The sequence below is a fragment of the Clostridium sp. CTA-17 genome, from assembly GCF_054767895.1.
Genome location: NZ_BAAABF010000003.1, coordinates 120575 through 142343, shown reverse-complemented (window position 1 = coordinate 142343; position 21769 = coordinate 120575). Strand labels below are relative to the sequence as shown.

The following is a 21769-nucleotide window of genomic DNA, read 5'->3' as shown; positions in this document are numbered from 1 at the left end:
TATAATTATAAATAGGGAGTGAGTTGATTTATGACTGTATATATTGACATTGTCATATTAGAAAATTTTTTAATTAATTTTTTTCTACTTTATTTAACTTTACAGACCTTAAAAGAAAGAATAATTTACAAAAGAATAGTGCTAGCAGCTTTCTTAGGAGCAATATATACCTTGTTTGTTTTTGTTCCAGGATTAAATATACTCACATCATTGCCCTTAAAACTACTTTTTTCTTTTGGAATGATTACTATAATATCAGAAAGAAGAGAGTTAAAGACAATAATAAAAAGATATATAACTTTTTTAGTGATAACTTTTGCTTTTTGCGGTACTTGCTTTATGTTTGCTTTGGTTGAAAATCAGTATAATATTTCAGAATCTTTTATAATAAATGATTATTCAACTAAATCTATAATATTCTCACTAATTATAAGTTACATACTTGTTAGTGGAGTTATGAATTATTTTAAAAATAGAGCTATTATAAATAACTTTATATATGATTTAGATGTATGTATTGATTCAGAAGTTGTTAATATTAAAGCTTTTTTAGATACAGGAAATGGACTTGTAGAGCCTGCAACTGCATTGCCTGTAATAATAGCAGAAAGAGAAAAGTTTAGAGGGGTAAACATTAAGGAAAAAGACCAATTTAGGATACCATATAAAGTAGTTGATGGAAATTCAGGATATATGAAAGGGATTAAGATTGACAATATAAAGCTTTGTAATGTTAATGGGGAAACAATGACAAGAGATGCAATCTTATGTTTTTGTGATAATAAATTAAGTAAAGAGGGAGAATATGAAGCTTTATTGTCTAGAGGAATTATATAGGGGTGATTAGGTTATGTTAAATATAAGACTTTTGCTTAATAAGTTATTTACTAAATTAGATATTATGGTAGAACCGATTTATTATGTTGGGGGAAATGATGTCCTTCCAGCACCTCTTAGTAAGGAAGAGGAAGAAGAATTAGTTAACAAATTAGGGGAAAATGATGAAGCTATTAGAAGTATTCTTATTGAAAGAAATTTAAGACTAGTTGTATATATAGCTAGAAAGTTTGAGAATACTGGTGTAGGTGTTGAAGATTTAATTTCTGTAGGAACAATTGGACTTATAAAGGCAGTAAATACATTTAATCCAGAAAAAAAGATAAAGCTTGCAACTTATGCATCAAGATGTATAGAAAATGAAATTCTTATGTACTTAAGGAGAAATAGCAAGGTTAAAGCAGAGATATCATTTTATGAGCCATTAAATATAGATTGGGATGGAAATGAACTTTTACTTTCAGATATACTTGGTACAGATGATGATATTGTTTATAATCTAATAGAGGATGAAGTTGATAAAGAATTATTATTTACTGCAATGAAGAATCTTTCAAATAGAGAAAAAGAAATTGTTGAATTAAGATTTGGACTATGTGGATATAAAGAGAAAACTCAAAAAGAAGTGGCTGATATGCTGGGAATATCACAATCTTATATTTCAAGATTAGAAAAGAAAATTATAAAAAGATTAAAGAAAGAAATTAACAAAATGATTTAAGAGTATAAAATTAACCTCTACAGGTAATAATTAAAATGCGGAAGGGAATTACTTCGAAGGGGTTGATTTCAATTATGATGATAAATAAAGTAGAGATATGTGGAGTCAATACAGCTAAATTACCAGTTTTAAAAGAAAAAGAAATGAAAGAATTATTGCTACAAATGCAAAATGGAGATATAAGTGCTAGAGAGAAATTTATTAAGGGGAATCTGAGATTAGTGCTTAGTGTAATCCAAAGGTTTAATAATAGAGGCGAAAACGTAGATGATTTATTTCAAGTTGGTTGTATAGGACTTATGAAATCTATAGATAACTTTGATTTATCACAAAATGTTAAATTTTCAACTTATGCTGTGCCAATGATAATAGGAGAAATAAGAAGATATTTAAGAGATAATAACACTATAAGAGTAAGTAGATCTTTAAGAGATATAGCTTATAAGGCTTTACTTGTAAGAGATAAGCTAGTAAATGAAAATAATAAGGAACCTACTGTATCTCAAATAGCAAAAGAGCTTAAAATTCCAAGAGAAGATGTTGTTTTTGCTTTAGATGCAATTCAAGATCCAGTTTCTTTATTTGAGCCTATTTATCATGATGGTGGAGATGCAATATATGTAATGGATCAGATAAGTGATTCAAAAAATCAAGATGATAGTTGGCTTGAAAATATAGCAATAAAGGAAGCTATGAAGAAATTAAACGATAGAGAAAAACTTATATTGAATTTAAGATTCTTTAATGGAAGAACTCAAATGGAGGTAGCTGATGAAATTGGTATATCTCAAGCACAAGTTTCAAGGTTGGAAAAAATAGCATTAAAGCATATGAGGAAGTATGTATAGAGCTCTTTTGAGCTCTATTTTTTATGGATAAATTGAAAATCTTATGTTATTTAGTATTTTTTACTTCTTCTAATTAATAAATATAAAAATTAAACATATAAATTAAATATAAGAATTATATGTTTAGGAGGAGTTTAAATATGGAAGAAAATTTATTTTCTTTAAATAATTTAAGGGCTATGGAAGTGATAGATGTAAGTGAAGGTAAAAAGTTAGGCTTAATAGCTGATGTTAAGATAGATTGTGATGATAATAGAATATTATCTATTATAATACCTGGAGAAAAAACATCCTTTTTTAGTAAGTCAGAGGATATAGAGATAGAATGGTCTGATGTATACAAAGTTGGAGTAGATGTTATACTAATAGATTCAAAAGGGAAAAATATACTAGATGTTCAAAAATATATATAGAAATTAAGTAAAAAAGAGGGTATAATATTATTACAACTTAGAGAAAGGCGTGGATTTTAAAATGAGATGTCCTTACTGTTCTTATGAAGAAAGTAAAGTTGTGGATTCTAGATCTGCAGAAGATTATAATGCAATTAGAAGAAGAAGAGAATGTTTAAGATGTTCTAAAAGATACACAACTTATGAAAAGGTAGAAGATATACCAATACTTGTTATAAAAAAGGATTTAAGTAGAGAAAGTTTCAATAAAGAAAAAATCATAAGCGGATTAATTAAAGCATGTCAAAAGAGACCTGTATCTAGGGCTCAAATAGAAGAAATAGCAGCTGATATTGAACGAAACATAAGTAATAAAATGATGGTAGAAATAAAGTCTGATTACATAGGTGAAATGATAATGGAGAGACTTAAGGATATAGACGAAGTTTCATACGTAAGATTTGCTTCTGTATATAGACAATTTAAAGATATTAATACCTTTATGGAAGAAATAAAAAGTTTAATGAAATAATTTTAAGCTATCTTAAAGAGAGTTCTTTAAGATGGCTTTTTTATTTGTTTTAATTTATCTATATACTTAAATAATATTTAACTTGAATTTAATTTAACAAAGAGTTGAAATATGATAATATGGTAAAATAAGTAGATTATAATTTTGTTTTTGAGGTGAAAAGTTATGAAGAGAGAAATAATAGATAATAAAGAATTTATAGTTTTTAATGATGGAAATATAAAAGTTAGATTTTCAACTGCATTAAACAATGTTAATTATAAAAAAGAAGATGAGGATGGAAAGAAAAATTTAGAGGATTTAAAGGAAATATTTTCACTAGATAAGGTGGTTTATGTTAACCAAATACATAGTAGTGATTTTATTGATGCAACTGGAGAAGAATTTAAAGGGGATAGAGACTGTGATGCTATAGTTACTAAGGATAAAAACACACTTATAGGAGTGTTTACAGCAGATTGTGTTCCAGTTATAGCTTATGATAAAGAGAAGGAAGTAATTGCAGCTATTCATAGTGGATGGAAAGGAACATACAATAAAATAGCTAGAAAAACTTGTGAATACATGAAAGAGAAATATGGTTGTGAAAATATTAAAGTAATAATAGGCCCTCACGTGAGACAATGTTGTTATGAAGTAAGTGAAGATTTAGCAGAGAAGTTCAGTGAAGAATTTGGGAAAGATGTATGTAATGGAAGAATGTTAAATCTTGAGAAATGTGTAGAAATTCAGCTTAAGGGTATTGTTAAAAAAGAAAATATAACTTCTACTAGAATTTGTACTTATTGTGAAAAAGAAGTGAAGATGCATAGTTATAGACAGGGTCAAGAAAAGTCAGGAAGATTATTTTCATCAATATTTATTGATTAAGGTGGATTAATAAATGAAAAAAAGGATTATTATTTTCACAACACTAATAATAACATTTTTTCTAGCAATAATGACTTCTATGTACTTAGTAATATCAAATCATAAATATTTAGAGGAATCAAAGAATGTTCTAAATGAATATAATAAGGTCATAGCTTTATTGTTAGAAAACGATAATGGAAATATTAAGAGTGAATTAGAAAGAATAGAATCAAATAATGATATGAAAAATATAAGAATAACATATATCAGTAAGGATGGAAATGTTATTTTTGATACCCATAAAAAATTAATCAATGATAATGAAAGTTATCTTAAGAGACAAGAAATAATAGAAGCAATAGAAAGTGGTTTAGGAAGCAGTGTACGATATAGTAATGATCTTCACCAAAACATGATTTATAGTGCACTTAAACTTAAGGACGGTTCTATTGTTAGAACATCAATAGCTGTTGAAAATGCAAAAATACTAGATAGCATAAATAGTAACTATTTATTGGTAGGGGTTATATTATCCTTAGTAATTGCATTATTATTAACTGTTAAAATAACTAATATAATATTGAATCCATTAAAGGAATTAGAACAATTGACCTCTACTATTGCAAGTGGTAATTTCCATAAGAGAGTAAAAATTAATTCTAAGGATGATGAAATTCAAAGACTAGGAAAAAGCTTTAATTATATGGCAGAGCAATTAGAAATAACCATGGAGAGATTTAAGGATAAACAAAATGGCTTAGAAGCCATATTAAAAAGTATGGGTAGTGGAGTAATAGCTTTTGACAGGGATATGAATGTTTTAATGATAAATCCTTACGCTAAAAAAATATTTGGTATAAGTGGAGAAATTATTGGAAATAAACTTTTGGATTATATAACTGACAAAGAGATAATAAAGGCTTTTTGTGATGGAAAAGATAGGGTGGAAATTGAAGTTAATTATAATGATGATCCAAAGATATTAAAAATAAGAAAAGCAAGTATAATAAATGAACCTGAAATAATAGGTACAGTTGTGGTTATACAAGATATTACAGATATTAAAAAGCTTGAAAACATGAGAAGTCAATTTGTAGCTAATATATCTCATGAACTTAAGACCCCACTTACATCAATTAAAGGTTTTGCAGAAACATTAAGATATGTAGATGATGATGAAACTAGAAATAAATTTTTAAGCATAATAGATGAAGAATCAGATAGATTAGCAAGACTTTTAGAGGATATATTATGTCTTTATGAAATAGAACAAAAAAGAAGTACTGTTTTAGAAGAGTTTAATGTTGATGAACAAATTGATAAAGTTTATATGCTATTAAATGATCAAGCACAGAAAAAAGGTGTGGAAATATTTTTAGATACAAATAGTAATTGTGTTCTAATGGGAGATAAGGATAAGTTTAAACAAATGTTATTGAATCTTATAAGCAATTCTGTTAAATATACTGAAAAAGGTGGAAAGGTAAGAGTTGAAAGTTATAATCGTGACATGAATCTTGTTTTAGTTATTGAGGATAATGGAATTGGAATAAGTGCAGAGGATCTTCCAAGGATATTTGAAAGATTTTATAGAGTGGATAAAGCTAGAAGTAGAGAAAGTGGTGGAACTGGACTAGGTCTTGCCATAGTAAAACATATAGTTAGACTTTTTGATGGTGAGATAAATGTAACTAGTGAACTAGGAGTAGGAACTAAAATAGTAATAACTATACCTATAAATATATAATTCTAGTTAATACTTTATAACACCTTTAAATTTATAACACTTATTATATAATTAGTTATATATTTAAAAATCTTTTTAATATAATAGAATTAATAGAAAGTTATTAAAAGTAATCCTCAAAATTTTTTAGGGGATTACTTTTTAATATTTAAATAACATAGTTTAAAGCTTAATGAAAAAGTTAATAATTAAATTTAGAGTTAAATAAAAAGTTAGTAATTGAAACAAAACACAATATATAGGTATAAAGTTATTTCAGTTGACTACATTATTTAATTAAGGTAATATAACATAGATAGTACTAAAATAGGAGTGAAGCATATGAAAAGTAGAATTGCTGAAGTCTTACCAGGAGGAATTGGTGAGGAATTAGGCTTTGAAAAGGGAGATATACTATTAAGCATAAACGGTACTAAAGTTGAAGATATACTTGATTATAGATTTTTATTAGCAGACGAATACGTTGAGGTAGAAATATTAAAACCAAACAAAGAGGTTTGGGAGTTTGAAATAGAAAAGGAATATGGCGAAGATTTAGGAGTGGAATTTGAAGAGGCCATCCTAGACAAAGCTAAAAGTTGTACAAATAAATGTATATTTTGCTTCATAGATCAATTACCAAAGGGAATGAGAAAAACTTTATATTTTAAGGACGATGATTCAAGACTTTCATTTTTACAAGGTAACTTTGTTACTTTAACAAATATGAAGGATGAAGATATTGATAGAATTATAAAATATAGAATAAGTCCTATAAATGTATCAGTTCATACAACAAATCCAGATTTAAGAAAAAAAATTCTTAATAATAGATTTGCAGGGAATGTATATGAAAGATTACAAAAATTAGCGGCAGCTGGTATAACTGTAAATGCTCAAATAGTTGTTATGCCAGGAATAAACAATGGAGACGAATTAGTTAGAACTGTAGAAGATCTTTATAAATTACGTCCTTCAATAGAAAATGTTGCTGCTGTACCAATTGGAATAACAAAGTTTAGAGAAGGATTAGCTGATCTTGAAATATATAATAAAGAAACAGCTAAAGAAGAATTAGATAGAATAAAAGTTCTTCAAGAAAAATACATGAAAGAAATAGGAAGTCCATTTGTAAGATTATCAGATGAGTTTTATGTTATGGCAGATGAGGAAGTTCCAAATGAAGAATTCTATAATGGATATGAGCAAATAGAAGACGGAGTTGGAATGATAAGACTTCTAAGAGAAACCATGGCAGTAGATATAAAGAACAAGTTAACTAAAAGTGGAAAAGGTAAATTTACTCTTATTACAGGAACATCTGCCTTTAAAGAATTAAATCAGGTTTGTACTGATATAAGAGAAGCAAATAATAATATAGATATTAAGTGTAAGGTTATATTAAATGATTTCTTTGGGCACACAATAACAGTTGCAGGACTTTTAACTGGTCAAGATGTTATTGCTCAACTTAAGGATAACATTGATAGTGAATACTTAATTATGGCAGATAACATGTTTAGAAAAGGTTACGAGCCAGGAGATATAACTCAAAGAATAATGTTAGATGATTTGACAGCAAAGGATATTGAGGAAAGATTGGGAGTTAAAGTTATAGTTTGTAGCTATACAGGGGAAGACCTAATAGACTTAATAAACGAACACTGTGAGGAGGAATAAGAATGAGTAAACCAATAGTTGCTATGGTTGGAAGACCGAACGTAGGTAAGTCGACTCTTTTCAATAAATTAGCAGGAAAAAGAATTTCAATAGTACAGGATACACCAGGAGTTACTAGAGACAGAGTGTATGCAGAATCAGAATGGTTAAACAGAAAATTTACAATGATAGATACAGGTGGAATAGAGCCTGAAAGTAGTGATATAATTGTTAAACAAATGAGAAGACAAGCGCAAATTGCTATAGAAATGGCTGATGTAATAGTATTCGTTGTTGATGGTAAGGAAGGACTTACTGCTGCTGACCAAGAAGTTGCACAAATGCTTAGAAAAAGCAAAAAGCCTGTTGTTTTAGTAGTTAATAAAATAGATAGATTAGCTTTAGAAGAAAATAGCTATGAGTTCTATAATTTAGGAATTGGAGATCCTATAACTATATCAGCATCTCAAGGATTAGGACTTGGAGATATGCTAGATGAAGTTGTTAAATATTTCAATGATCCTTCAGAAGATGAAGAGGATGATGAATATATTAGAATAGCTATGATAGGTAAACCCAATGTAGGTAAATCATCACTTATAAATAGATTATTAGGTGAAGAGAGAGTTATAGTAAGTAATGTTCCAGGAACAACAAGGGATTCTATAGATAGTTACCTAGAAACAGAAGATGGAAAATTCATCTTAGTTGATACTGCTGGATTAAGAAGAAAAAGCAAAGTAAAAGAAGAAATAGAAAGATATAGTGTAATCAGAACTTATGCTGCTATAGAGAAAGCTGATGTAGCTATACTTGTAATAGATGCTGAGCAAGGAATAACTGAGCAAGATGAAAAAATAATAGGATATGCTCATGAAATGAATAAAGCAATTATGGTTGTTGTAAACAAATGGGATCTTATTGAAAAAGATGATAAAACATTAAGCAATTATCAAAAAGACTTACAACAAAAACTTAAGTTTATGCCATATGCTAAATATTTATTCATATCAGCTTTAACAGGACAAAGAGTACATAAAATATTATCAACAGCTAAATATTGCTATGATAATTACTCTAAGAGAGTTTCAACTGGATTATTAAATGATGTTATAAGTAAGGCTGTTTTAATGAAAGAGCCACCAGTTGTAGCCTTAAAGAGATTAAAAATATACTATGCTACTCAGGTTGCTACAAAGCCACCTAAATTTGTGTTCTTTGTAAATGACCCTAATCTATTACATTTCTCATATGGTAGATATTTAGAAAACCAATTAAGAGAAAGTTTTGATTTTGATGGAACTGGAATAGAAATAGAATATAGAGCTAGAAAGGAGTAATTTTATGAGTAAAGTGGCTTTTTTAGGAGCAGGAAGTTTTGGAACTTCTTTAGGTATATTATTGGGGAATAAAGGTGTTACGGTTTCTCTGTGGGATAGAGATGAAAATGTAATAAATGACATTAACGTAAACAGAAAGAATGACAAATATATAAAAGATTTAACTATTCCTACTAATGTCACTGCTTATAAAGACTTAGATGAAGCTTTAAATGGGGCTGAATATGTAGTTCTTGCAGTACCTTCTCATGTTATAAGAACAGCTTGTAAAAACTTAAAAGGTAAAATTAATGATGATGTAATAATTATTAATATTGCTAAAGGAATAGAAGAGGGGACTAATTTGAGACTATCTCAAGTTATAAATCAAGAATTACCAAATAATAGAGTCGTAGTTTTATCTGGGCCAAGTCATGCAGAAGAAGTTTCAAAGGGAATTCCAACAACTTTAGTTGCAAGCTCAGAATGTATGGAATGTGCAGAGAAAGTTCAAGACCTATTTATGGATAAAAACTTTAGAATATATACTAATGATGATATCATAGGTGTTGAAATTGGAGGCGCTGTTAAGAACATTATAGCCTTAGCGGCAGGTGTTTGTGACGGTATAGGATATGGAGACAATTCTAAGGCAGCATTAATGACTAGAGGAATGGCTGAAATAGCTAGAATAGGAATTAAAATGGGTGGAAAAGCTGAAACTTTCTTTGGATTAACTGGTATGGGTGATTTAATAGTTACTTGTACAAGTATGCATTCAAGAAACAGAAGAGCTGGAATACTTATAGGTCAAGGGAAAACTGCTGAAGAAGCTATAGAGGAAGTAGGAATGGTTGTTGAAGGTATAAAAGCTTGTAAAGCCTTCTATGAGTTAAAAGAAAAAGAAGGAGTAACAATGCCTATAACTGATATAGCATATAAAGTTCTTTTTGAAGGGGCAAAGGCAGAAAATGCTGTAAGCCTTTTAATGGAAAGAGATAAGAAAAAAGAAGAAATATAAAATTTATTTTAAAAAGAGATAGAAGTTTTTCTATCTCTTTTTGTTTTAATTAAAAGGTGGAATCTTTATAAAATTTTATTTTTTATGTAGTTATAAAACCATGTTAAGTCTTACATATTAAAAAATAAAATTATTTAAAATAAGTAGCATTTATTTAGAGTTCTTTGAATAAATAATATTAATACATAATATTAGAAAGAGAAAGTTGAAGTTTAGATAAAGGAGTTAAAAAGTATATCCAATTAAAGTAAAAATATATTTTGCTAAACAGTATACTTTTTCAAAGTTTCTAATATATATATAGTGTTAATAATATTTATAGGAGGGTGTATCTTGGAAGATTTCAATATATACAAAGATATAGCAGAAAGAACACAGGGAGATATTTATGTTGGAGTTGTTGGGCCAGTAAGAACAGGTAAATCTACATTTATAAAAAGATTTATGGACTTAATGGTAATACCTAAGATTGATAATGCTTATAAAAAGGAAAGAGCAAAGGATGAATTACCACAAAGTGGATCAGGAAAAACTATTCATACAACAGAGCCTAAATTTGTACCTAATGAGGCAGTAGAAATTGCTTTGGATGATGGTATTAAGTTTAGTGTTAGAATGGTTGATTGTGTTGGATACATTGTTAAAGGGGCTAATGGTTATTTTGATGAGGGAGAATCTAAAAAAGTTCATACTCCTTGGTTTGATTATGAAATTCCATTTGAAGATGCAGCTGAGATAGGAACTAGAAAAGTAATAACAGATCATTCAACAATAGGATTAGTAGTTACAACAGATGGAAGTATAACTGGTATAGATCGTGATGATTACTTAGAGGCTGAAGAAAGAGTAGTGGCTGAGTTAAAATCAATAGACAAACCTTTTATAATTGTACTTAATTCATTAGATCCAAGGGCAGAAGAGACTTTAGACTTAAAACAAGAATTAGAAATCAGATATGGAGTTCCAGTTCAAATAATGGATGTAGCCAATATGAATGAAAATGACATAAACGATTTGTTTACAAAAGTACTTAAAGAATTTCCAGTTAAGGAAATTAATATAGACATGCCAAGATGGATTGAAAAATTAGAGCCTTCTCATTGGTTAAAATCTAATTTTATAGACATAGTTAAAGACATGTGTAAAAACATATCAAAAATTAGAGACGTTAAGGATCTACTTAGTACTTATGGAGAAGATTTCTTAGGAGTAGCTGATATAAATGAGATGAATTTAGGAGATGGAACTGTAAGAGTTAAAATGACTCCTAAAAATGGCATCTTCTATAAAATAATAAGTGAAATGTGTGATGAAGAATTAAATGATGAAAGTGATTTAATAGCTTTAATCAAAGATTTGCATAAAGCAAAATCTGAATATGATAAGGTAGCTGAAGCAATAAATAGTGTTAAGGAAACAGGCTATGGATTAGTTGCTCCTCAATTATCAGAAATGAAGTTTGAAAAACCTGATATTGATAAGCAAGGTTCAAAATATGTTGTTAAACTTAAGGCTAGTGCTCCTAGTCTACATTTAATAAAAGCAGATATTCAAACAGAAATTTGCCCAATAATGGGAACTGAAAAAGAAACTCAAGAGGTATTTAAAACATTACTTGAGCAATTTGAAAGTGATCCGGAAAAATTATGGCAAAGCAACATGTTTGGTAAGTCATTAGAAACATTAGTTCAAGAAGGTTTAAGAAGCAAACTTTATAAGATGCCAGATGACATTCAAAGTAAGATTCAAAAAACTCTTCAAAGAATTATTAATGAAGGCGAAGGAAACTTAATCTGTATTATTTTCTAAGGTGATTAATATATTTAAAGACCATATCAAATTTTATTTTGATATGGTTTTTTAAATTTTATAATGAAATAATTCTATGAAATTTTAGAACGCAAAAAATATATATAAGTATTTTTATAATATATGTATTTTACGAAAAGAAGAGTATATTAAAAATATACTTTAATTTATTAGTTTTATAAAATTTATAAAAAGATTATAATTATTAAGGGAATGATTAAGTTGTTATAGTTTATTAGTATTTAATTTAAGCTGAACTTTACAAAGATTGAATAGAATTATTAATTTAATTATAATAAGCATTGTGACGAATGATACTTAGTCAAATAAAAAAGAAATTCGGAGGTACTCATGAAGAAAATAGCTGTAATTTTTAATGGTGGAACAATATCAATGAAAGTTGATGATAGAATAAAGGCTGCAGTTCCAAGTTTGACAGGAGAGGAAATAATGGCTATGGTAACAGGAATAGAAAGCTTTGCAACAATAGAGTCACATAGCTTTTCTTCATTACCAAGTCCACATATTACTCCAGAGATAATGCTTGAACTATCAAAATTTATAAATGCTCTAGTAGAGAGAGAAGATATAGATGGAGTTGTAGTAACTCACGGAACAGATACTTTAGAAGAAACATCTTATTTTGTTAATTTAACAACTAAGACAAGTAAACCAATAGTGTTTACTGGAGCTATGAGAAGTGGATCAGAGTTAGGGTATGATGGACCAGCTAACTTAGCTGCATCAATATGTACAGCTGCATCAGATGAAGCAAAAAATAGAGGAGTTCTAGTTTGTTTTAATGGGGAGTTAAATAGTGCTTCAGAGGTAACTAAGGCTAATTCAATGGCTTTAAATGCTTTTAGAACACCTAATTTTGGTCCAATAGGAATAGTTGATAATAATAGGGTAATATTTGATAGAAGAGTTCCACAGGAAGATTTTATACCCTTAGAGGTTATTGATAAAAAAGTAGCCATAATAAAATGTGCTGCAGGTATGGATGGAGATTTTATATATCACTGTATAGAGAAAAAATATGATGGAATCATAATAGAAGCTTTAGGAAGAGGAAATGTACCACCAACTATGGTTGATGCAATAAAAGATGCCTTAGATAAGGGAATAGTTATAGTACTTACTTCAAGATGTTTTGAAGGAAGGGTAAGTGATAGCTATGGATATCTTGGAGGTGGAAAAAATCTTAAAGAGCTTGGGGTTATATTTGGAGAAAGTATGCCAAGTCAAAAGGCTAGAATAAAGCTTTTAACTCTTCTTGGGTTTAATAAAGATTATAGATATATTAAACATAGTTTTGAGAAAGAAAGATACTAAACACATATATTTTTTAAAAAGCAAGAAAAAATATTCGATAATTATTGAATAATAACTTAGAATAGTGTACAATAACATTCGTAGACAGATAAAAAGTTCATTTTGTATAAAAATGTTCGTATTTTCTATGAGGAATATTAATAGTAAACTTGATTAAAGTTATTATTCAATAATTGGATAAAAGCTATTTTAAGTTTACTAAACTTAAAATAGCTTTTTTATATTTATGAACTTAAGACGAATATGGAGGTTTTTTATGGAAAATAAAATTCATGCTTTAAGGGAAGAAGGAAATTTACGTGTTTTACCTGAGAATAAAAGTGAATATAAGAGAGAATTCTTAGCTGGAACAACAAGTTTCTTAGCAATGGCTTATATAATAGCTGTAAATCCATCTATATTAAGCGCAGCAGGAATGCCAGCAGGTGCTATAGTAACAGCAACATGTATATCAGCAGTTATTGGATGTTTAATAATGGGGTTTTATGCTAAATTACCTTTTGGACTAGCTCCTGGAATGGGACTAAATGCATTCTTTACTTTTTCAGTAGTTATAGGAATGGGAATTTCTTGGGAAGTAGCTCTTACAGCTGTTTTTGTAGAAGGAATAATATTTATACTTTTATCATTATTTAAAGTAAGAGAGGCTGTTGTTGATGCAATTCCAATAAATTTAAAATATGCAGTTACAGCAGGGATAGGTCTTTTTATAGCTTTTATAGGATTTAATGGAGCTGGAGTTGTTATTGGAAATCCAGATACAATGGTTGCTATGGGACAAGTTGGTCCTAAAATGTTAATAGCAATGGTTGGACTTTGTATAATAGTAATTTTAGAAAAGAAAAAAGTTAAAGGTTCAATGCTAGTTGGTATAGTAGTTTCAACTCTTTTAGCTTGGGGATATGCTTTAATAAATACTGAAGCCGCAGCTAGTATGGGGATCTATTTACCAAATGGAATATTTAAATTTGAATCAATAGCTCCAATAGCAGGTAAAGTTAATTTTTCATATTTAACTTCACCACAGCATGTATTTAATTTTATAACTATAGTTTTCACATTTTTATTTGTTGATTTTTTTGATACAGTTGGAACTTTAATAGGAGTAGCTTCAAGAGCTAATATGTTAGATAAGAAGGGAAGAGTTCCTAATGCTGGTAAAGCATTAATGACAGATGCTATAGCAACTACGGCAGGCGCTTTACTTGGAACATCTACTGTAACAGTTTATGTTGAAAGTGCTACTGGAGTTGAAGAAGGTGGTAGAACAGGATTAACAGCTATAACAATAGGAGCTTTGTTTTTCGTAGCAATGTTTTTCTCACCAATATTTGTAGCAGTACCAGCATGTGCTACTGCACCAGCTTTAATATATGTTGGATATTTAATGCTAACTAGTGTGTTAAAAATAGATTTTAGTGATATTACAGATGCAGTACCAGCATTTTTAATAATAGCTTTAATGCCTTTAACTTATAGCATAGGTGATGGATTAACAATTGGCGTTTTAGCATATGTAATATTAAATATATTACACAATATCTTTACTAAAAACAAAGAAGATAAAAAAGAATTATCAATAGTAATGATAGTTTTAGCAATTATATTTGTAATAAAACTTTGTCTACCATTAATTACTCAGATGATAGGTTAAAATAAAAATAAATTTTATTTAGAATATGTACCTTTAAAGACTTTACTCTAAAATCGAGAGTTATTTAATAAAAAATAATTTGAGATTTAAGTAAAGTCTTTTTTATGTAGAAGAAATAAGTTTTTATAAAAATAAATGTTAACAAATTGTAAAAAATAACTTGTTATTACTTGGATTTTATATTAATCTATATTTAGATTATTTTCAAGGAGGCTCTCTTTATGGTTAAAAGTATGACTGGTTTTGGGAGAGCAACTAGTGAAGAGGGAAAAGATAGAATATTTTCTCTAGAAATGAAGAGTGTAAACCATAGATATTTAGACATGAACATAAGAATGCCAAGAAGTATGGTTTCTTTAGAAGAAAAAATAAGAAATATTATTTCTTCTAAACTTAGCAGGGGAAAAGTTGACATCTTTATAAATTATAAAGATTATGCTAAAAATCAAGGAGTTGCTGTTTTAAATGAAGATTTAGCTAAGAGTTATGTAAATTCTTTAGAACAATTAAAGTCCTTATTTCCTAATATGCAAGACGACTTAAGTTTATCATTAGTTGCTAGATACCCAGATGTAATAACTATAGAAGAAAAATCAGAAGATTTAGAAGCTATATGGGAAGAGATAAACTCACTATTAAATATGGCTGTAGAAAATATGATTTCTATGAGAATGGTTGAAGGTGAGAAATTAGCTAGTGATATATTAGTTAAGTGTAACTCTATAGAAGAAATAGTAGCTTTTATAGAAGAAAAGGCAGAGGTTATTGTTACTGCCTATAAGCAAAAGTTAGAGGATAGACTTAAGAATTTATTAGGAGAAGTTCCAGTAGATGAAAACAGAGTAGCTATGGAAGTTGCCGTTTTTGCTGACAAAGCTTCGATTGATGAAGAGATAATAAGACTTAGAAGTCATATTAATCAATTAAGAAAAACTTTAACTTTAGATGAACCAATAGGTAGAAAGTTAGATTTTATAGTACAAGAAATGAACAGAGAAGCTAATACAATAGCATCAAAGTCAACAGATTTAGAAATAACCAATAAGGTTATAGATATAAAAAATATTATTGAAAAGATTAGAGAACAAGTTCAAAACATAGAATAATAGGAGGTAGCAAATGAGTATAAAGTTAATTAACATTGGTTTTGGAAACATAGTTTCAGCTAATAGATTAGTAGCAATAGTAAGTCCTGAATCAGCACCTATAAAGAGAATCATACAAGAAGCTAGAGATAGAGGTATGCTTATAGATGCAACTTATGGTAGAAGAACAAGAGCCGTAATAATTACAGATTCAGATCATGTAATTCTTTCAGCTGTTCAACCTGAGACAGTGGCTCACAGATTATCAACTAAGGAAGAAGTAGTTGTTGAAGATGATGAATAAGATACATAAGGATAATAGAGGTGTATTAATAGTTATTTCTGGTCCTTCAGGTGCAGGCAAGGGAACTATTTGTAAAGCCTTATTAGAAAAACACGATGATATATTTATATCAGTTTCTGCTACTACTAGAAGTCCTAGAGTAGGAGAAGTTGATGGTGTAAATTATCACTTTTTAACAAAAGAAGAATTTAAGCAAAGAATAGCAGAGGATGATTTCCTTGAGCATGCTGAAGTTTATGGAAATTATTATGGAACTCCTAAATCAAGTGTTGAAAAAATGCTTAATGAAGGAAAAGACGTAATATTAGAAATAGATATACAAGGTGCTTTAAAAGTTAAGGAAAAAGCTACTGACGGAGTATTTATATTTATATTACCTCCTTCAATGGAAGAGCTTAAGCAAAGAATAATAAAAAGAGGTAGCGAAACTCCAGAGAGTTTAATGACTAGATTTAAGTCAGCTTATAAAGAAATTAATTATGTGTCAAAATACAATTATGCAGTAGTTAACGATAATGTAGAAGATGCAGTAAAGAAAATAGAGGCTATATTATTAGCTGAAAAATGTAGAGTAGATAGATTAAAAGAAAACATATTAGAGTCAAAGGAGGACGAAATGCATGAACAACTCTATGATTAATCCATCAATCGTTGATTTATTAAAAAGGGTAGAAGATAGATATTCTTTAGTAATATTAAGTGCTAAGAGAGCAAGACAAATAATTGACGGAGCAGAAACTTTTGTTGATGTTGAGTCAAATAAGCCATTAACAATAGCTATAAATGAAATAGATGAAGGATTTGTAAATTACAAAGACACTGAGGAGAAATAAGAGCTATGAAAGATAAGAAATGTGTTGTTGTAGGAGTAAGTGGAGGAGTAGCTGTTTATAAAGCATTAGACGTTATAAGCAGATTAAGAAAAAAAGATGTAGAAGTACATATAATAATGACTAAATCCGCTACTGAGTTTGTAACACCATTATCTTTTCAATCATTAAGTCAAAACATGGTTATAACAGATATGTTTGCTGAACCAAAGGCTTGGGAAATACAGCATATATCACTAGCAAAGAAAGCAGATTTAATGCTTATTGTACCAGCTACAGCAAACATTATAGGAAAGGTTGCAAATGGCATAGCTGACGATATGTTATCAACAACTATAATGGCAACAAAGGCGCCAGTTGTTTTTTGCCCTGCAATGAATACAAACATGTATGAAAATCCTATAGTTCAAAGGAACATAAATCTTCTAAAGGAGCTTGGTTATGAATTTATAGAGCCAGCTAGTGGAAGATTAGCATGTGGTGATGAGGGGAAAGGTAAACTTCAAGATACCGAAATTATTGCAGAAGAAACATTGAGAAGGTTACACTCTACTAATGATTTAGTTGGTAAGAAGGTTGTTGTTACTGCAGGACCTACTATAGTGCCAATAGATCCAGTAAGAATTTTAACAAATAGATCTTCAGGTAAAATGGGATACTCAATAGCAGAGGAAGCTAGAGATAGAGGAGCAGAAGTTGTTCTTATATCAGGACCTACTTCTTTAAGAAAACCTAATGGAATTAAAGTTATTGATGTAAAAACAAATGAAGATATGTTTAATGCTATAAAAAATGAATTTGAAGATGCTGATATAGTTATTAAGTCAGCAGCTGTAGCAGATTATAAAGCTAAAAATTATAGCAGTGAAAAGATTAAAAAAACAGGTGATGATTTAAATTTAATTTTTGAGAGAGATAGAGATATTCTAAAAACTCTTGGAGATATGAAAGAAAATCAAATTCTAGTAGGCTTTGCAGCAGAAAGTAGCAACTTAAAAGAAAACGCTAAAGGCAAACTAGAGAGGAAAAATCTAGATTATATTGTTGCAAATGACATAAGTAAGCCAGAAACAGGTTTTGCAAGTGATGAGAATAAAGTTACTATAATAAGCAAATCAGGTGAAGAGGTATCTTTAGAAAAGATGTCTAAAAGAGAAGTTGCAAAGAATATATTTGACATTATAAAAGGGCGCTAATTGCGCCTTTTTATTCTATATGAACAAGGGTGATTATTTTGGAGAAATTTGCTGAAGTAATTGTAAATAGTGAAGCTGTTACAATTGATAAGCCTTTTACATATAAGATTAAAGAAGATTTAGTTCATAATATAAAGGTTGGACATAGAGTTCTTATTCCTTTTGGAAATGGAAATAAAAAAATTGAAGGTTTTGTTTTAAAAATATTAGATAATGTTGAAAATAAAAGTATAAGATATAAATCTATATATAATGTTTGTGATAATGAACCCTTATTAAGTGAAGATTCTTTAAAGCTTATTAAATTTTTAAGAGAGAAATATTTATGTAAGTATATAGATGCTATAAGAGTTATGATTCCACCTAAAATAATGAGTGGAAATAAGGAAAAAACAAAACAAGTTATAGTATTTAAAAAATATATAGAAGAATTAAGTGAGCCACAAAAAAAAGCTTTAGAGATAATTGAAGAAAAAAGTGGTGGTTTCACAAAAGCAGAATGGAATAAAATTTTTAATATATCAACATATATGATAAATAAATTAATAGAATTAGGTTGTGCTTCTAGTGAAGAAGTAAGGGTTGGAAGGGAAAATTTAAGAGAGTTTAAGCCTTATCCGCCTAAGAGTTTAAATGAAGAACAGATAAGAGCATATGATACAATTTTAGAAAGTGATAAAAATATATTTTTATTAAAGGGCGTAACTGGAAGTGGAAAAACAGAAGTATATATGAATTTAGTTAGTTATATGCTCCTTTTTGAAAAGAGTTCATTAATATTAGTACCAGAAATAGCTCTAACTCCTCAAATGATTGAAAGATTTAAAGGAAGATTTGGAAAAGATGTAGCGGTCTTTCATAGTAGGCTTTCAGATGGAGAGAGATATGATGAATGGTATAGGGTTAAAAATGATCAAGTTAAGGTTGTTATAGGAGCCAGATCCGCCATATTTTTACCCTTTAATGATTTAGGACTAATAGTAGTAGATGAAGAACATGAAAGTAGTTATAAATCAGATATGAATCCTAAATATAATACTATAGAAGTTTGTGAGTATTTAAGTCTTCTAAAAAATTGCAAGGTTGTTTTAGGTTCGGCAACTCCTAGTGTTGTTAGTTTTTATAAAGCACTTAAAGGAAATTATGAATTAATTGAACTTAAAAACAGAGTTAATAATGGAGAACTTCCTAATGTATCTATTGTTGATATGAGAGAAGAGCTAAAGGCAAATAATAAAACAATGTTTAGTAGGGATTTATATTTGAAGATAAAAGATAGATTAGAGAAAAAAGAACAAATAATTTTGTTTTTAAATAGAAGAGGATTTTCATCCTTTGTTTCTTGTAGAAGTTGTGGATTTGTTTTTAAATGTAACAATTGTGACATATCAATGACTTATCATAATAATGGATACTTAGTTTGTCATTATTGTGGAAATACTGCAAGAATGCCTAAAGTTTGCCCTAAGTGTGGTAGTAATTATGTTAAACATTTTGGGGTAGGAACAGAAAAATTAGAGGAAGCAGTACATCAGTATTTCCCAGAAGCAAAGGTTTTAAGGATGGATGTAGATACAACAAGAAAGAAAAATTCTCATGAGGAAATTTATAACTCATTTAAAAGTAAAGAAGCAGATATATTAATAGGAACTCAGATGATAGCTAAGGGGCTTGATTTCCCAGATGTAACCTTAGTTGGAGTTATGGCTGCTGATATGTCTTTAAACCTACCAGATTATAAGTCTAGTGAAAAGACATTTCAACTTATAACTCAGGTAAGCGGAAGAGCAGGGCGTGGTGATAAAAAGGGAGATGTAATAATTCAAAGTTATTCTCCAGAACATTATGCTTTGATCTGCGCAAGGTATAATAATTATGAAGAATTCTTTAAAAGAGAAATAAATGTAAGAAAACTTATGGCATATCCACCCTTTGACGATTTGTTTTTAATAAACTTAAGTGCAAAGGGAGAAATAAAAGTAAAGATTTTTGCAAAAAAATTAGAGATGTATTTACGTAATATCTTAAAAGAATATGATAATATATTTATATACGAAGCATGTCCTTGTTCCATAAGTAAAATAAAAAATGTTTATAGATGGCAAATTCTAATTAAGGGAAAATTAGATTTAGAGGTATGCTCTAAAATAAAAAAAGGGGTTTATGAATTATCCAAAGATGTTTATAATGAGATTAAGATTGGTTTAGACATAAATCCTAATAGTTTAATGTAAGGAGGAAGCTATTTTGGCAATAAGAAACTTAAGATTTAATGATGACGAAATATTAAGAAAAAAATGTAGAGTAGTTGATGACATTAATGATAGAATAAAAATCTTAGTAGAAGATATGATAGAAACTATGTATGAAAATAATGGAGTTGGATTAGCAGCTCCACAAGTTGGAATACTAAAGAGAATCTTTGTTGTTGATGCTATGGATGGAGCTGGTTCTAGAGTATTCATAAATCCAGAAATATTAGAAAAAAGTGGAGAGCAAACTGATGAAGAGGGATGTTTAAGCTTACCAGGTAGACATAAACCAGTAAAGAGAGCTAATAAAATAAAGATAAAGGCTTTAGATGTTAATGGAAACGAGTTTGTATTAGATGCAGAAGAATTTTTAGCAAGAGCTATACAACATGAATATGATCATTTAGAGGGAGTACTTTTTATAGATAATGAGCTTTAAGACTAAGGAGGGATATGACATGAAGATAGTATTTATGGGAACACCGGATTTTGCTGTTCCATCATTAAAGAGCTTAATAAATGAATTTGGAGTAGAAGCTGTTTTTACTCAACCAGATAGACCAAAAGGAAGAGGAAAAAAATTAGGTGTGTCACCTGTAAAGGAAGTTGCTTTAGAACACAACATACCAGTTTATCAACCTTTAAGATTAAAAAATGAACCAGAAACTATAGAAGAACTAAAAAATATGGAGCCAGACTTTATAATAGTAGTAGCTTTTGGTCAGATATTACCTAAAGAGGTTTTAGATATTCCTAAGTATGGATGTATCAATCTACATGCATCATTACTTCCTAAATTTAGAGGAGCAGCACCTTTAAACTGGAGCATAATCAAAGGAGAAAAGGTAACAGGAAATACAACTATGCTTATGGATGTAGGTCTTGATACTGGAGATATGCTTTTAAAAGATGAAGTAGAAATAACTGATAATATGACTGCAGGAGAATTACATGATATTTTAATGGAAAGAGGAGGAGATTTATTAGTTAGAACTATAAAGGGAATACTTAATAATGAAATAACTCCAGAAAAGCAAAATGAAGAGGAAACATGTTATGCTTCAATGCTTAATAAAGAAATAGCTAAAATTGATTGGTCTCTTTCAGCACAGGATATTCATAATTTAGTTAGAGGATTAAATCCTTGGCCTGTAGCTTTAACTTCATATGATGATATTACAATGAAAGTTCATCAAACTAGAGTTGAAAAAGGAGATAGCAATAAAGAACCAGGAACTATAATAGCTGTAGATAAAACAGGAATTAAGGTTTCAACAGGAAAAGATATACTTGTTATAGAAAAATTACAGTTCCCAAATAGTAAGCAACTATTTGTAGAGCAATTTATAAATGGAAACACAATAGAAATAGGTAAAGTTTTAAAATAATTTAAGAGG

The 21769-nt window shown here is 28.9% G+C and carries 21 protein-coding genes; all 21 read left to right on the top strand.

Translation table 11 applies throughout. From position 1 onward, the window contains the following. Positions 1-30 precede the first annotated feature (30 nt). A complete protein-coding gene (gene spoIIGA, locus ACYUCG_RS07185; RefSeq protein ID WP_283677876.1) occupies positions 31-837 on the top strand; it encodes a sigma-E processing peptidase SpoIIGA in 807 nt (268 codons plus the stop codon). A 13-nt stretch (positions 838-850) separates the two neighbouring features. After that, positions 851-1558: an RNA polymerase sporulation sigma factor SigE gene (sigE, locus tag ACYUCG_RS07180; protein WP_003449468.1), complete on the top strand. Its 708-nt coding sequence runs from the start codon at positions 851-853 to the stop codon at positions 1556-1558. Positions 1559-1632: 74 nt separating this feature from the next. Next, the gene (gene sigG, locus ACYUCG_RS07175; protein ID WP_283677875.1) at positions 1633-2406 is read left to right on the top strand and encodes an RNA polymerase sporulation sigma factor SigG; all 774 of its coding nucleotides are present in this window, start codon (positions 1633-1635) and stop codon (positions 2404-2406) included. A gap of 140 nt (positions 2407-2546) precedes the next feature. After that, a complete protein-coding gene (locus ACYUCG_RS07170) occupies positions 2547-2819 on the top strand; it encodes a YlmC/YmxH family sporulation protein (RefSeq protein ID WP_003458476.1) in 273 nt (90 codons plus the stop codon). 61 nt (positions 2820-2880) lie between these two features. Further along, a complete protein-coding gene (nrdR, locus tag ACYUCG_RS07165) occupies positions 2881-3330 on the top strand; it encodes a transcriptional regulator NrdR (RefSeq protein WP_003449440.1) in 450 nt (149 codons plus the stop codon). Between the two features lie 165 nt (positions 3331-3495). Beyond that, positions 3496-4200, top strand: a complete 705-nt coding sequence (locus ACYUCG_RS07160; protein ID WP_283684159.1) for a purine nucleoside phosphorylase YfiH/LACC1 family protein — start codon at positions 3496-3498, stop codon at positions 4198-4200. Between the two features lie 13 nt (positions 4201-4213). Then, positions 4214-5929 carry a two-component system histidine kinase PnpS gene (pnpS, locus tag ACYUCG_RS07155; RefSeq protein ID WP_240298553.1) on the top strand — a complete coding sequence of 572 codons (1716 nt, stop codon included), beginning with the start codon at positions 4214-4216 and terminating at the stop codon, positions 5927-5929. A 321-nt stretch (positions 5930-6250) separates the two neighbouring features. Next, positions 6251-7588, top strand: a complete 1338-nt coding sequence (locus ACYUCG_RS07150) for a DUF512 domain-containing protein (RefSeq protein ID WP_240298552.1) — start codon at positions 6251-6253, stop codon at positions 7586-7588. Between the two features lie 2 nt (positions 7589-7590). Further along, a complete protein-coding gene (gene der / locus ACYUCG_RS07145; protein WP_003458514.1) occupies positions 7591-8907 on the top strand; it encodes a ribosome biogenesis GTPase Der in 1317 nt (438 codons plus the stop codon). Positions 8908-8911: 4 nt separating this feature from the next. Then, positions 8912-9907, top strand: a complete 996-nt coding sequence (locus ACYUCG_RS07140; protein ID WP_060794460.1) for an NAD(P)H-dependent glycerol-3-phosphate dehydrogenase — start codon at positions 8912-8914, stop codon at positions 9905-9907. 333 nt (positions 9908-10240) lie between these two features. Then, complete coding sequence (gene spoIVA, locus ACYUCG_RS07135) at positions 10241-11716, top strand: stage IV sporulation protein A (protein ID WP_060794459.1); 1476 nt, start codon at positions 10241-10243, stop codon at positions 11714-11716. Positions 11717-12067: 351 nt separating this feature from the next. After that, entirely contained in the window at positions 12068-13051 is a 984-nt protein-coding gene (locus ACYUCG_RS07130) for an asparaginase (protein ID WP_003458466.1), read from the top strand. 256 nt (positions 13052-13307) lie between these two features. Next, complete coding sequence (locus ACYUCG_RS07125; protein WP_283677872.1) at positions 13308-14705, top strand: NCS2 family permease; 1398 nt, start codon at positions 13308-13310, stop codon at positions 14703-14705. A 221-nt stretch (positions 14706-14926) separates the two neighbouring features. Further along, positions 14927-15811, top strand: coding sequence for a YicC/YloC family endoribonuclease (locus tag ACYUCG_RS07120; protein ID WP_060794456.1), 885 nt, complete (start codon positions 14927-14929; stop codon positions 15809-15811). 13 nt (positions 15812-15824) lie between these two features. After that, on the top strand, positions 15825-16094 hold the full coding sequence (gene remA / locus ACYUCG_RS07115; RefSeq protein WP_003458433.1) for an extracellular matrix/biofilm regulator RemA: 270 nt from the start codon (positions 15825-15827) through the stop codon (positions 16092-16094). Continuing rightward, complete coding sequence (gene gmk, locus ACYUCG_RS07110) at positions 16084-16734, top strand: guanylate kinase (protein WP_060794486.1); 651 nt, start codon at positions 16084-16086, stop codon at positions 16732-16734. Before remA ends, gmk begins: the two co-directional genes overlap by 11 nt. Further along, on the top strand, positions 16715-16927 hold the full coding sequence (gene rpoZ / locus ACYUCG_RS07105; RefSeq protein ID WP_003449449.1) for a DNA-directed RNA polymerase subunit omega: 213 nt from the start codon (positions 16715-16717) through the stop codon (positions 16925-16927). Before gmk ends, rpoZ begins: the two co-directional genes overlap by 20 nt. Positions 16928-16932: 5 nt before the next feature. Then, a complete protein-coding gene (coaBC, locus tag ACYUCG_RS07100; protein ID WP_283677871.1) occupies positions 16933-18120 on the top strand; it encodes a bifunctional phosphopantothenoylcysteine decarboxylase/phosphopantothenate--cysteine ligase CoaBC in 1188 nt (395 codons plus the stop codon). A gap of 38 nt (positions 18121-18158) precedes the next feature. Further along, the gene (gene priA / locus ACYUCG_RS07095) at positions 18159-20354 is read left to right on the top strand and encodes a primosomal protein N' (RefSeq protein WP_460268361.1); all 2196 of its coding nucleotides are present in this window, start codon (positions 18159-18161) and stop codon (positions 20352-20354) included. Positions 20355-20367: 13 nt separating this feature from the next. Beyond that, entirely contained in the window at positions 20368-20811 is a 444-nt protein-coding gene (gene def / locus ACYUCG_RS07090; RefSeq protein ID WP_460268360.1) for a peptide deformylase, read from the top strand. A 19-nt stretch (positions 20812-20830) separates the two neighbouring features. Continuing rightward, positions 20831-21760: a methionyl-tRNA formyltransferase gene (gene fmt / locus ACYUCG_RS07085; protein ID WP_060794453.1), complete on the top strand. Its 930-nt coding sequence runs from the start codon at positions 20831-20833 to the stop codon at positions 21758-21760. The last annotated feature ends 9 nt before the right edge of the window (positions 21761-21769 follow it).